The 12,722-nt window shown below is 33.4% G+C and carries 13 protein-coding genes, 1 other RNA gene and 1 pseudogene; 13 read left to right on the top strand and 2 right to left on the bottom strand.

Translation table 11 applies throughout. The features are described from left to right. The first annotated feature begins 120 nt into the window (after positions 1-120). From ssrA to ACEL90_RS00560, 12 genes and pseudogenes are all read left to right on the top strand, one after another. Positions 121-450, top strand: a transfer-messenger RNA (tmRNA) gene (ssrA, locus tag ACEL90_RS00615). Positions 451-473: 23 nt separating this feature from the next. Beyond that, a complete protein-coding gene (locus ACEL90_RS00610) occupies positions 474-797 on the top strand; it encodes a ClpXP protease specificity-enhancing factor SspB (protein WP_423349003.1) in 324 nt (107 codons plus the stop codon). Between the two features lie 310 nt (positions 798-1,107). Then, the gene (locus ACEL90_RS00605) at positions 1,108-1,326 is read left to right on the top strand and encodes a hypothetical protein (RefSeq protein ID WP_265013939.1); all 219 of its coding nucleotides are present in this window, start codon (positions 1,108-1,110) and stop codon (positions 1,324-1,326) included. Further along, the gene (locus tag ACEL90_RS00600; RefSeq protein ID WP_306700832.1) at positions 1,307-1,600 is read left to right on the top strand and encodes a type II toxin-antitoxin system RelE family toxin; all 294 of its coding nucleotides are present in this window, start codon (positions 1,307-1,309) and stop codon (positions 1,598-1,600) included. Before ACEL90_RS00605 ends, ACEL90_RS00600 begins: the two co-directional genes overlap by 20 nt. Before the next feature lie 95 nt (positions 1,601-1,695). After that, complete coding sequence (locus ACEL90_RS00595; RefSeq protein WP_423349002.1) at positions 1,696-1,911, top strand: hypothetical protein; 216 nt, start codon at positions 1,696-1,698, stop codon at positions 1,909-1,911. Between the two features lie 71 nt (positions 1,912-1,982). Then, positions 1,983-2,183, top strand: coding sequence for a type II toxin-antitoxin system RelE family toxin (locus ACEL90_RS00590; RefSeq protein ID WP_423349268.1), 201 nt, complete (start codon positions 1,983-1,985; stop codon positions 2,181-2,183). 171 nt (positions 2,184-2,354) lie between these two features. Beyond that, the gene (locus tag ACEL90_RS00585) at positions 2,355-2,633 is read left to right on the top strand and encodes a YggT family protein (protein WP_006279515.1); all 279 of its coding nucleotides are present in this window, start codon (positions 2,355-2,357) and stop codon (positions 2,631-2,633) included. Then, entirely contained in the window at positions 2,634-4,748 is a 2,115-nt protein-coding gene (locus tag ACEL90_RS00580; RefSeq protein WP_423349001.1) for a DNA translocase FtsK 4TM domain-containing protein, read from the top strand. It abuts the gene before it with no gap. Between the two features lie 154 nt (positions 4,749-4,902). Further along, positions 4,903-5,376 (top strand): hypothetical protein, encoded by a 474-nt coding sequence (locus ACEL90_RS00575; protein WP_423349000.1) that lies wholly within the window; start codon positions 4,903-4,905, stop codon positions 5,374-5,376. 197 nt (positions 5,377-5,573) lie between these two features. Next, the gene (locus tag ACEL90_RS00570; protein ID WP_070356736.1) at positions 5,574-6,194 is read left to right on the top strand and encodes a TRP75-related protein; all 621 of its coding nucleotides are present in this window, start codon (positions 5,574-5,576) and stop codon (positions 6,192-6,194) included. A 25-nt stretch (positions 6,195-6,219) separates the two neighbouring features. Continuing rightward, positions 6,220-7,500, top strand: coding sequence for a flavodoxin-dependent (E)-4-hydroxy-3-methylbut-2-enyl-diphosphate synthase (gene ispG / locus ACEL90_RS00565; protein WP_423349267.1), 1,281 nt, complete (start codon positions 6,220-6,222; stop codon positions 7,498-7,500). Positions 7,501-7,678: 178 nt separating this feature from the next. Next, a pseudogene (locus ACEL90_RS00560) lies at positions 7,679-8,972 on the top strand (IS4 family transposase). On the opposite strand, the gene ACEL90_RS00555 reads toward ACEL90_RS00560, so the two are convergent. After that, the gene (locus tag ACEL90_RS00555) at positions 8,949-9,155 is read right to left on the bottom strand and encodes a hypothetical protein (protein ID WP_423348999.1); all 207 of its coding nucleotides are present in this window, start codon (positions 9,153-9,155) and stop codon (positions 8,949-8,951) included. The pseudogene ACEL90_RS00560 and the gene ACEL90_RS00555 overlap by 24 nt on opposite strands. A 48-nt stretch (positions 9,156-9,203) precedes the next feature. Beyond that, positions 9,204-10,028: an oxygen-dependent coproporphyrinogen oxidase gene (gene hemF / locus ACEL90_RS00550; RefSeq protein WP_423348998.1), complete on the bottom strand. Its 825-nt coding sequence runs from the start codon at positions 10,026-10,028 to the stop codon at positions 9,204-9,206. A gap of 160 nt (positions 10,029-10,188) precedes the next feature. Between hemF and ACEL90_RS00545 the strand changes: the two genes are divergently transcribed. Then, on the top strand, positions 10,189-12,669 hold the full coding sequence (locus ACEL90_RS00545; protein WP_423348997.1) for a response regulator: 2,481 nt from the start codon (positions 10,189-10,191) through the stop codon (positions 12,667-12,669). Positions 12,670-12,722: the final 53 nt, after the last annotated feature.

Here is a 12,722-nt window from a genome sequence, read left to right as displayed (position 1 = left end):
TTATTTATAAATATTTTCATTGGGAGTATTCAAAAAGCCATATGTGTCAGGTTAAGAGCACAGAATTTTTTACTGGAAATATTAATTTTGTTTTAGCAATAAATCAACTTAAGGTCATAATATCTTGACATTTATTTAATGTTGCTATATAATAGCTATGTACATTTTGTGTACTATAGCAATAAAATTACCTTGTAATAGGTGTATTGGACCCGAGGGCAGTACTCGGCGCCTCCACCATGTTTTTTAATTATACGGGGGCGATTAAGGATCGACATGCATGGTAAAGATGGTAGCTTTGCTCGGTTAGACACCACCGCTAAGAGTTCATAATTTAAATGCAAACGATAATTTTGCTGCTGAAGAATATCGTGTTGCTGCTTAATTTAGCACAACCGGTTTATTACTAAAGCACGGTTTAGGGAACGCCGGGTAACAGAAGTTCCCCCAAAATTTACGTATGTGAAAGTTATATGGAGCAAACAGATTACAAAAAACTGCTTAATTCTGCTAAGTTTCAAGTTATCAAAAAGACTTTAGATGTTATATCAGGTAATGGTTTTATCCCTCACTTAGAAATATTATTTTTCACATATTTTAATGGTGTGACCGTGCCAGATCGTTTGAAAAAGTCATACCCTACTCAAATGCTTATTATATTACAGCATCAATTCTATGATTTAAAAGTTGAGGATAAATTTAGCGTCAGTTTGAGTTTTCAAGGAAAACAAGAGCGAATTACTATACCGTTTTTGCTATTAGTGAGTTTCGTGATAAAATTTCAGGAGATGTTTTAATATTTGACAAAATCAGTATCGACTCTGATAAAGAATACAAAAGTGAAAAATGTACTGAAAAACTACCAAACGGTAGTATTATATCCATAGATCAACTGCGTGATGAGTAACTGCTCATCTTTATAAACAAAAAATATTAATAGAAAAAAGTGGTCTAACTTAAGTAATAGAATAGAGGGTAGATAAATATGCTAAATCTTTAATTATTTATTAACGCAGGTGGCAAAATTTTTCTTACATATCATCAACTTCCTTTATTGAAAAATTCAGAAAAATGTTGTATAATTATTAGTAGACTTTGGTAAAACATATGACAGATTCAGGAATTAGTGTAACTTTTGACCCAAAAACTTCACATAACCTTACTAAGTTAGCTGAAATCACCAAGGAATCCGTTCAAGAACTAGCAAAAAGGTTAGTCATCGAAGGAATCGAGTGCGAAGTAGAAGATATTGCGTTATATAAAACTATTAAGGAATGTGAGGATGTAGACTGGAACACAGTACTATCTGAAAGGGAGAGGACATAAACTGAAATACGATATTGTCTACTCAAAAAACTTTACTGAAAGAGATTTTCTAAATCTTCCAAAAACAATAAGATCAAGGATTACAAAAGCGATAAACGAGCGGCTTACAACTGATCCAATTAAATTTGGTAAACCATTACGTGGCAGGCTAAAAGGGTATAGAAGAATAAGGGTTAGTGATTATCGAATTATTTATACTGTAAATATTGCAAAACATAAGGTGTTTGTTGCTACAGCAGGACATAGAGACACCATTTATGAGAAGGCTACTTGATAAACATTAAATATATTTTTATACAGCCCTCCTTCCTTTCTTTATTGAAAAATTAAAAAATGTTGTATAACTATCAGTGGACTTTGGTAAAACATATGGCAAATTCAGGCATTAACATAGCTCTTAGCGAAGAAACTTTAAAGCATCTTGCTGAATTATCTGAATTTACTAAACAGCCCGTTCAAGAATTAGCAGGAAAACTATTTAGAGAAGCAGTTGAGCTTGAAATGGAGGATTTTTTAGTATCTAAAATTTCTGATGAGCGTGATGTTGAAGGTGCAGAAACAGTTGATTTTGAAGATATTAAGTAGGATTAGAGCGTTACAAGGTTAAGTCTCTAAAGAGTGTTGTTGAAAAAGATTTACCAAACCCTCCAAAGACAATAAGGCTAAAAGTTCAAAAGGCTATAAAAGAACGTCTTACAGTTGACCCAATAAATTTTGGTGAACCACTACATCATAACTTAAAAGGACGTAGAAGGCTAAGAGTTGGTGACTATCGTGTAATTTACAGAGTAAATCAATTAGATCATATAGTAACTATCACAGAGATAGGACATAGAGATGATATTTATAAGAAATAAATATCAACATTAATATATATTATACACCCCTCCTTCCTTGTCCATTCTCTACTTTAGGTGGCTTTGCGCAGCTCAAAAAATGAAGTTTTTTTTGGTTCAGCAAAAACAACATTTTGAGTTTGAAAAGGCTAAATACTTGTCTTTTATATAACTTTCGTGTAATAGATATGTATGCATCCAATCATATATCTACTCAATACGTTACTTGATCTTTATAGCTTCATTCTAATATGTTGGGTTGTCCTAAACTGGCTGGTTAAACTTAATATGGTGAACATATATAATGAAACTGTCAGTAGCATAATGCACATCTTGAACCAATTGACATATCCACCACTAAAGATTATTAGAAGATATATACCACCGTTCAACGGATTAGATTTATCTATAATGATATTGCTAATAACAATTCACTTTGTAAAATATACAGTAGCTTACTACTTTAGGTAGATGTTAAAAAAATATCTAAAATCAGCAATATATCTATCCCTTTTAATATATATATATATATCAGTTTTTAGCTATAACTATAAAGATCCTTCCTTAAACACGGCTACAAATGAGGAAGTGACAAATTTAGGTGGAATAGTAGGTTCATATTTAGCTGATATATTGGTTCAATTTCTTGGATTAACTAGTGTTACAATAGCTACAACCATAGTTTACTTGTTGATCTTCAGGCCAGCAAAAATACTGCTGAAAATTCTCTGTTTAATATTAATCAATTTAGGGGTATGTGCTATATTACCACAACTTTCGCTAGGCATCACAGCAAGGTACAGACACAGTGGAATAATAGGGAATGCACTCGTTAATAACTGCCCGTTTTATGTGTTTGTGATAGTAACATTAATAGGTCTTGTAGGATCTGTTGGTTGGAAGAGAACAATTTACTCTCTATTCTTCTTATGTAAAAAAATAGCTTGCTTATTTGTAAATGTTCCATTCTTCAGATCACATAAAACTGCTGAATATTCAGTTGCACCATTAGTAGTAGAAGAAAAACATAAAACTAAAATCACTACTAAACAACAACCAAAAGAAAGACAGAAAAAAGCTACCGAGGAGATTTTAAGTGAGTTTAAGTTTCCAAGTATCCATTTACTTTCTAAAGCAGAAGAGTCTTTGCAGAGAAAACAGCTGAATGAAATGGAGAGCAATAAAAATTTATCTCTGCTGGAACAAGTCCTGAGTGATTTTGGCGTGCAAGGAAAAATTATCAGTGTATGCTATGGGCCGGTTGTGACTTTATACAAACTTGAACCACAAGCTGGTACGAAATCTGCAAGAGTAATTGGCCTTGCAGATGACATTGCACGTTCGATGAGTGCACTCTCTGCACGTATTTCAATAATTCGTGGGCAAAATGCTATGGGAATAGAGTTGCCGAACAAGGAACGGGAAATTGTAATGCTGCGTGATTTGCTTGAATCACCAGAATACCAAAATGCAAACTTAAATCTTCCAATTGCGCTTGGCAAAGAAATAAGTGGAAAACCAGTTATTGCAGATCTAACTAAAATGCCTCACTTGCTCGTTGCTGGAACCACAGGGTCTGGTAAATCAGTTGCGATTAACACTATGATTCTTTCACTCGTTTATCGATTAAGTCCTGACGAATGCAAGATGATAATGATCGACCCCAAAATGCTTGAGCTTTCAATATATGATGCAATACCACATCTAATAACGCCAGTAGTAACAGAGCCAAAAAAGGCTGTAGTCGCTCTTAAGTGGATAGTGAAAGAAATGGAAAATCGCTATCGCATGATGTCGTATTTGAATGTACGCAATGTTATAAACTATAATCAAAAAATCACAGAAGCGATGAATAGTGGAATAGAATTGGAGCGCGTTGTGCAGATTGGCTTTAACTCAACAACAGGCAAACCTCTGTTTGAAAAAATACCAATCAAGATGGAAACATTTCCGTATATTGTAGTGATCGTGGATGAAATGGCAGATTTGATGCTTGTTGCCGGCAAAGAAATAGAGTGCTCTATTCAACGCTTAGCTCAGATGGCTCGTGCTGCAGGAATACACATCATAATGGCAACACAACGCCCATCTGTGGATGTGATCACAGGTGTGATAAAGGCGAACTTTCCAACGAGAATCAGTTTTGCTGTTACTTCTAAGATAGATAGCCGTACAATACTTGGCGAACAAGGGGCTGAACAATTGCTCGGCATGGGTGACATGCTCTATATGGCCTCTGGTGGTAAGATCATTCGAGTTCACGGCCCATTTGTAAGTGATAATGAGGTGCAAGATATAGTTGATCATCTGAAAATGCAAGGTGAGCCAAACTACATGGAGGAAATCACTAAAGAAGATGAAAATTCTTCTACAGAGTCACACGATGAAACGGAGGATGAAGAAAATGACCTCTATAACCAAGCAGTGGCCATCATTCAAAGAGATCAAAAAGTTTCAACCAGTTACATTCAAAGGCAGCTTAGAATAGGCTATAACAGAGCAGCAAACATCGTTGAAAGAATGGAAAAGGAAGGTATTGTCAGCGCTCCAAATTACTCAGGGAAAAGAGAGATATTGGTTGAATAACAATCTTGTAATACCTTAATTTAAGTTTCCGCACTTTCAAAAAGCAAGTCAAACAAAATTATTAAAAGGTTAATACATAATGACAGTTAATTTAATAATAATTCAAACATTGGGAATGTAAAATTATAATATATTAATTAACTAGGGGGTTAAAATGGTAAAAGGAATTTTGTGCAATTGGTTAGGTGTAACAGAATTGCAAGAAAGTCAAAAAATTGATGCTGAGCAGTTTGAAAAAGTTTTTGGTGCATTAAAAGAATTGCAAGAAGCTCAAAAGATAGATGTTGAGCAGTTTGAAAAAGTTTTTAGTGCATTAGAAGACAAGATTGGTACTAAGCAGTTTCAAGCTATGCAAGAGCACTTAAACGGCCTGCAAGAAAAAGTGGAAACACTTGCAGAGGCAGTAGCAGATCAACAAAAAATAATGGCAATTTGTATCATAGTCAGTGCTGTTGCCGCAATAGCAATAACTAGTTTTGTTGCATTCTGTATCTATCAGGGAGTTAAGCTTGATAAAGAGAAGAAAAACGACTTATCTAAAGATACGCCAGACGCAAAACTTAGTAATGTAGATACTACCGATGGTACTGAAAAACTACAGAATAACTTAAAAGTTGCAAACATATAGCTGCATAACACTTTTCTTGAAAAGGTGTTACGCAACTTGTAACACCTTACTCTTCTCTTAGTCTGCGTAGTTTTTTTTGATAGCAAACATATCACTTTTTAGAAAAATATTTGTATTGTAAAGTTAGTAAAGATTCTGGTTTACTTAAAGTTTGTTAATTGCTATCTTTTAAAACACGATATTTACTATAGCACCATATGCTTAGGGTTTTTTCTAAAATTTTATTTATATTAATGTTTTTGGTTTCTAGCTTTTTTACTGTGCATAGTGCTGAAGCTAAATCTAAGCTCAGTAAGAGATACATACCTCCTGGTAACCCTGGTGGTGCAAACTTTCATACAGATGAGGATTTTGCTGAGTCATATAAACTGTATGAGAAGCGTAGGGAATTGCTCAAGAAAAAAAAATTACAAGATCGAGCTATAAATAAAGAAGATCTAATCAAAAAATTAAAAGAGAAAAAAATTGCTAGTCTTGATAATGAGCCAAATGACATGGAAGCTTGCATAGTCGACGATGAAGAGAGCACTATGATAAATCAGCATGGTATTAATATCGCACGTTTAAGGGGTGCTGTATTTATAGATCAAGAGTCAGTTTTCCAGTATGAAAATAAGCAGCATGAAAGTGAACAACAAGAAGAGAAGAAAGTTACTTCAACACGAGAAAAGAAAGTTTCTCCTATAAATGTCACTATAAAAGAAACTCCATCAAGAAGAACGTGCTCACATGATTCTATTGCTAATTTGGATAACGTAGATGCTTATAGTTTGAATGGTTCAAGTTCATTTGGCAGTGTAGCTGACACAGTAAAATAGTATCACAATATTGGCCATTAATAATATGCTAGATAAAGACCTGATATTGAATGATAATACATATGAATTATCGCAGATTTCCATGCACAAAACTCATGTTGTAGAAGTTGGGAAAGTAAAGATAGGCGGAAATAATCCTGTAGTTGTACAATCTATGGCGCTTGGCGTGCATATAGATGCTGATAATATAAAAAGTAGCGCAAAACATTATGCAAAAGAAATAACAGAACTAGCGCGTACAGGTTCAGAATTGGTGCGAATTGCCTTGAACTCAGAGGAGGTAGCAAGAGCCATACCTTATATAGTAGAAGAGATAAATAAAGAAGGTTTTGACGGTAAAATATTGGTAGGCTGTGGTCAGTATGAGCTAGATAAATTAGTTCAAGATTATCCAGACAACATCAAAATGCTGGGTAAAATTAGGATAAACCCAGGCAATATAGGTTTTGGCAACAAACGTGATGAGAAGTTTGAAAGGGTTATAGAGTATGCAATAATGCACGATCTTCCGGTTAGAATTGGGGTAAATTGGGGTAGTCTTGATAAATACCTTTTGCAAAAATTGATGGATGAAAACTCTTCGCTTAGTAATTCAAGGCCTTCTGACGTTATACTGCGCAAAGCACTTGTAATGTCTGCTCTTGATAGTGCAAAAAAAGCTGAAGAAATTGGTCTAAATTCAAACAAAATAATCATTTCATGTAAAGTTAGCAAAGTACAAGATTTAATTTTAGTTTATATGGCACTTGCAAAATCTTCCAATTATGCGCTGCATTTGGGTTTAACTGAGGCTGGTATGGGCAATAAAGGTGTGGTAAATACCGCAGCAGGGCTTACTTATTTATTGCAAAATGGCATTGGAGATACAATACGGGCTTCTTTGACTCAACGTCCTGGTGAATCGCGTACTAATGAAGTGGTGGTGTGTCAGGAAATATTGCAGTCTATAGGCTTGCGACACTTTAACCCTCAGGTTAATTCATGTCCTGGTTGTGGGCGCACGAGTAGCGATCGTTTTCGTATATTAACTGAAGAGGTGAATGGCTATATAAAAACTCATATGCCGATGTGGAAGAAAAAAAATCCAGGTGTAGAGCATATGAACATTGCTGTTATGGGATGCATAGTAAATGGTCCTGGAGAAAGCAAACACGCAAATTTGGGAATCAGCTTACCTGGATATGGAGAAAAACCTGTTTCAGCAGTCTACAAAAACGGCAAATATTTCAAAACTTTACAAGGTGATAATGTCTCTGAAGAATTTAAGGCAATTATTGATAATTATGTGAAGAAGCATTACACGTAACCTTTCACGGTTAATTAATAGATAAATCGCAAATAAAAAAGAAAATTAAACCTTGTTTTTCTCTTTTCGTTGGGAATGTTCAAAAAAGCATACGCGTCAAGTTAAGGAAATAAAGGTATGAAAGAGATAGAATAATAAGGTATAAGTTCTCCCAGATATACTTTTAGTGAGAGAACCAATGAATAAAATAACTTGCTTATCAAAAAAGCTCAAAGAATTTTTTAATGAAAAAGCAGAGAAAATCTCAATTACAACAAGGTTTATAAAAAGAAAGAGAAAGCTAAAAGGTTCATCATTCGTAAAAGCCATGGTCTTGGGTAATATAGGAGTTGATAATTGTAGCGTAGAAACAATGTTTCAATTACTAAACGAGGACTCGATAGATATAACAAAACAAGTTTAGATTTACTGAAGAAGCAGTGGAATTTATGAAAAGGATGTATAATGAATCTGTGATTCTCTTTAAAAATATCTTGCAAGTTGGTTGCAAAATCTTACAGCAATTTAATAGTGTTAAATTATTGGACAGTAGCTATACCTAACAGTATGGAAGAGATGTATAAAGGTTATGGTACTAGCTACAGTGGCTATGAAAGCAATACTAAGTCTGGAATAAAGTTACAATTAGTTTTCGACTACATGAATCAGATAATAGACCAACTTAATTTAACGGAGGGGGTAAGATCAGACCAGGGATATAGGAAACATTTAAGTAATATATTAAGCAATGATTTGCTAATATCTGATCTCGGTTATTTTGTGCCAAGTTCTTTTAAACAAATCAATGAAATAGGAGCTTATTTCATAAGTCGTTGATACCAACATATATGATGTAGAAACAAATCAAAAAATGGAGTTATTAGAATGTTTAGAGGATAAGTTATTTTTAGAAAACGAGGTATTGTTAGGAAAAGAAGCAAAAATTAGAGTAAGAATTATATGTCAGAAACTAACTGAATATGGCCAGAAGAAGGAAAGCTAATAGATTAGCAAGATCGCAGGGATATACATCCTCTAAAAGAAATCAAAAATTGTTGAACTGGTCAATATTTATAACTAATGTTCCAGAAAATAAAATTAGTGCTGAGCAAGTATTAACGATTTACAGAGTAAGGTGGCAAATTGAGTTATTATTTAAATTGTATAAAAGCCATACCAGGCTTGATAAGCTAAAAGGAAAGCCATGCAGAGTATTATGTGAACTATATGCTAAATTGTGCGCAATTCTTATATTTCACGGCATAGTTGGTTGCACAGAAGTGAAAAAGAATACAGAACTTAGCTTAACAAAGGCATTTATTGAGCTAAAAAGGCGGGTTAGAGAGTTATTTTTAGTATTAACCAAAATTAATAGTTTAAAAGCATTTCTTAAAAAACTCACTATAACTTGGTCGCGATTTTCATTAAAAGACAAACGTAGAAGGGCTAGAGTATCCACTTTAACCTCTCTAAATTTGCTCACAATCTCTTAACTTGACGCGTATGGTATTCTTGAGAGACATAGTCTTTGAAAAGAATTTTCTAAAACTATTTAATGCATCATAGAGAATTAGAGTCAGTTTAACACCTTTTATGTCATTGTTTTTGACAGATTTAATTAAAAAATTATCTATTATGCCCATGATTATACCCCCTATATAAAAGCTCACTACCATGGTACAATTTTAAACTATGATGATTTATTTTCTACTAATAGCAGCTCTCTATAACCACTTAACAAGTGGTGGCATTGACATCATAATTGCATCTGGATTGCCGTCAGTCACTAAACCAAACCTTGTGCCACGATCGTATAACAGATTGAATTCTACATATCTGCCACGTTTTATTAATTGATTTTCTCGTTGTTCTTTTGTCCAAGATTTTTGTATATGTTTACGTATGATGTGCAAATAAATTTCCAAAAAGGCTTCACCTACTGCTTTTGTGAACTCAAAATCGTTTTCCCAGTTGCCAGAACTCAGATTATCATAGAAAATACCACCAATGCCACGCGGCTCTTTTCTGTGTTGTAAGAAAAAATAGTTGTCACATTGCTCTTTAAATTTTGGATAATATCCGGTGTCAAATCTATCACATGTCATTTTGATTAATTCATGAATATACTTGCAATCTTCCTCATTTTTATATATTGGCGTAAAATCCATTCCTCCACCAAACCATTGTTTTGAAGTATATATCAGCCTTGTGTTCATATGTGCTGCAGGGATAAGGGGCGATTGCATATGAGACACTAAAGATATACCGCTTGCCCAGAACTCTCCGTTACTTTCACTTGCACCAGGAATTTCATTGATAGCTGAATCTGCAAATTTTCCGTGTACTTTTGAAACGTTTACTCCAACTTTTTCAAAAACATTACCAAAAATAATTGTAGATTCACCACCTCCACCACCTGGGCGATCCCACTTTCTCTTTTCGATCTTTGGTTCTGCGGATGATTGTTTTTCAATTAATAAGAAAGATTCTATGATCTTATCTCTTAGTGCACAGAACCATTTAAATGCTTGTGTTTTTTGTTTTTCCATAATATCCTCTTGCTAGCTTATTAACATTGTTATATCTGATATTTAAGGAACTTAATTAGATTTGGATGATAATTATCTATCAAAGACGTTAATAAATCTATAATAATTAAATCAATATAATAGAATATTTTCGTATGTACAACAATGCCAAGTAACAATAATGAATAAAAGATACATAGATAACAAAAAAGAGAACAGGGTTGACTTCATACTAAGAAATTATGGAATGTCAATTGTTGTGATGGCAGTTATTATGCTCTTACCTCCAGTAGCAATATCGATACTCTACTTTTTTGATATATATAGTCAGCATATTAATATAGAGATTAATTTATTAGTTAGCATTCTAACAACTCTCTTTATGATGTATAATGTAAAACGCTACAGATACCTACTTAATACTATAGAATTTCAAAATGCAATATTTGCAAATGCACTAAATCATAATACAGAATTTTGCCTTATTTTACATAAAGATGAAGGTATTATTTATGCTGATGCAAGGTTCTACGAAAGGTTTAAAGATCATATAGATGATGACATTACGTTAGGCAAGATTCTTGAAATAGGAGATGTTTCAGAAGCAGACAAAAAAGTACTCTATCATGCACTAAAAAATAACTCCTCTGTACAGGTATGCATTTCCTTAAACAAGAAGAATAGAGTATCTAACTTTCTTTTGCTCTTTGAGCCGATACCAGATAATCCCCAAATTGCTATAAATAGTAATAAGATTTTAAATTTATCATTAGTGCCAATAGCAAGGCCAGATGGGTATTTTGTGTTAAAAGCAACACAGATAAACAAGGAGCAGATATATGAAGAGTTAATAGAAAAACACAGCATAGGAACTTACATTGCAAATGCCAAAGGGGTGATTTTATCTGTAAATAAAAGATTTTTAGACATATTTGAACTAAAAAAACTGGAAAAAGGTAGCTCAATCAGTGATTTTATATCTCAATCTAAATATAACAATACAACAACCGATAATGAAATTTTGTTTTTTACTATAAGTGGTATTCCATTCAAGGCTTATATGAGCACTGCTATATTTTGTGATAAATACAACCATAGCTATATATATGGCTTTATAACACCAACCGAATCAAATATTGTTGATTATCAATTACACCCTTGTTTTGCAAATTCATCAATTGCTATTGCACAATGTGACATAAACGGCAACTTTGTAAAGAAAAATACGGCACTAATAAAGCTTGCAGGGTCAGATAATAATTCAATCTTTACGTTGATATTGGATAGTTATCATGTGAAAATACGTGAATATTTTTCGAGTAATAGAATAAATAATGCGTCTTTTGATGTACAGCTCAACGGCGGTAATAACATAAAAATATATTTCAATAAGTTTCTTCATAATAAAATGATCTTCATACTTTGTTATTTTATTGACAATACTGAACACAAAAACCTAGAGATAAAGCTTGAGCATTATCAAAAGATGCAAGCTATAGGGCAGTTAGCAGGTGGTATTGCGCATGATTTCAACAATATATTGACTGGGATAATAGGATTTTGCGATTTGCTTTTACTCCAACACTCAGCTGGTGAACCATCTTTTGGAGATATAATACAGATACAGCAAAATGCAAAGCGTGGATCAAATTTAGTAAGACAATTGCTTGCTTTCTCAAGAAGACAGACCTTGCAGCCAAAAATTATTGATGTAAATAATACTATAGCTAATCTTTATGAAATGATAAAAAGATTAATAGGTGAAAATATAAAATTTAATATTTATTATGGTAGAGACTTGGGTGCTGTTAGGGCTGATCAAGGGCAATTAGAGCAAGTTATACTTAACTTAGCAGTCAATGCTAGTGCTGCTATGGAAAAGGGCGGAGAATTAACTATACGAACCTTTAATCAAAAGATTGACTCATTAAATTCTACACCTCAGGATATGTTTTCTCCAGACAAGGAAGCGATTGAACATGGAAATTATGTTGTGATTGAAGTAATTGATACTGGATGTGGAATGACGAGTGATACAACTGAAAAGATCTTTGATCCATTTTTTTCTACCAAAGATATTACCTCTGGTACAGGTCTTGGCCTCTCTACTGTATATGGCATTATTAAACAAACTGAAGGATACATCTATGTTGCTAGCAAAGTAAATCATGGAACTAAATTTAGCATATTTTTGCCCATGGTTTACATATCAGATGAAAATGATAGAGAGGAAGATAGTGAAGAAACAGAAAGACCGGTAGTAAGTGAAATTAAAGGTAATGGTATAATTTTATTAATCGAAGATGAAGATTCAGTAAGGGAATTCATCTCTAAAGCACTCAAAAGAAAAGGATTTGATGTAATAGAAGCAAGCATAGGCAGCGAGGCGCTAGAAATAATCAGTAAAAAAAGTCAACACATAGATCTTATAATCACTGATGTAATCATGCCAGAGGTGAGCGGCCCAGAAATAGTTAAAGAAGCATTGATCCATAGGCCAAATATCAACGTTATTTTTATTTCTGGGTATGCAGAAGATGCTTTTTTAAAGAGTGATGACATCAATATAGAAGATTTTCACTTTTTGCCAAAACCATTCACTCTGAATGAATTAGGAAACAAGGTTCAAAGTGTGTTACACAAAGCAAAAAAGACAGTCTAATTTTAGTGTGGTTAACAACAAAAAAATTTTCTAATGCAAAAGTTTCTTGCATA

Origin of the sequence: Wolbachia sp. wLmal (genome assembly GCF_049435495.1) — a bacterium.
Lineage (GTDB): Bacteria > Pseudomonadota > Alphaproteobacteria > Rickettsiales > Anaplasmataceae > Wolbachia > Wolbachia pipientis.
This window is presented reverse-complemented; position numbering and strand designations above follow the sequence as displayed.

Bases quoted from the DNA above. Each gene is read 5' to 3' on its own strand.
- ispG (WP_423349267.1), top strand. From the start codon at position 6,220: ATGCTAGATAAAGACCTGATATTGAATGATAATACATATGAATTATCG.
- hemF (WP_423348998.1), bottom strand. From the start codon at position 10,028: ATGGAAAAACAAAAAACACAAGCATTTAAATGGTTCTGTGCACTAAGA.
- ACEL90_RS00570 (WP_070356736.1), top strand. From the start codon at position 5,574: ATGCTTAGGGTTTTTTCTAAAATTTTATTTATATTAATGTTTTTGGTT.
- ACEL90_RS00595 (WP_423349002.1), top strand. From the start codon at position 1,696: ATGGCAAATTCAGGCATTAACATAGCTCTTAGCGAAGAAACTTTAAAG.
- ACEL90_RS00585 (WP_006279515.1), top strand. From the start codon at position 2,355: ATGCATCCAATCATATATCTACTCAATACGTTACTTGATCTTTATAGC.
- ACEL90_RS00575 (WP_423349000.1), top strand. From the start codon at position 4,903: ATGGTAAAAGGAATTTTGTGCAATTGGTTAGGTGTAACAGAATTGCAA.
- ACEL90_RS00555 (WP_423348999.1), bottom strand. From the start codon at position 9,155: ATGGTAGTGAGCTTTTATATAGGGGGTATAATCATGGGCATAATAGAT.
- ACEL90_RS00610 (WP_423349003.1), top strand. From the start codon at position 474: ATGGAGCAAACAGATTACAAAAAACTGCTTAATTCTGCTAAGTTTCAA.
- ACEL90_RS00545 (WP_423348997.1), top strand. From the start codon at position 10,189: ATGAATAAAAGATACATAGATAACAAAAAAGAGAACAGGGTTGACTTC.
- ACEL90_RS00580 (WP_423349001.1), top strand. From the start codon at position 2,634: ATGTTAAAAAAATATCTAAAATCAGCAATATATCTATCCCTTTTAATA.
- ACEL90_RS00605 (WP_265013939.1), top strand. From the start codon at position 1,108: ATGACAGATTCAGGAATTAGTGTAACTTTTGACCCAAAAACTTCACAT.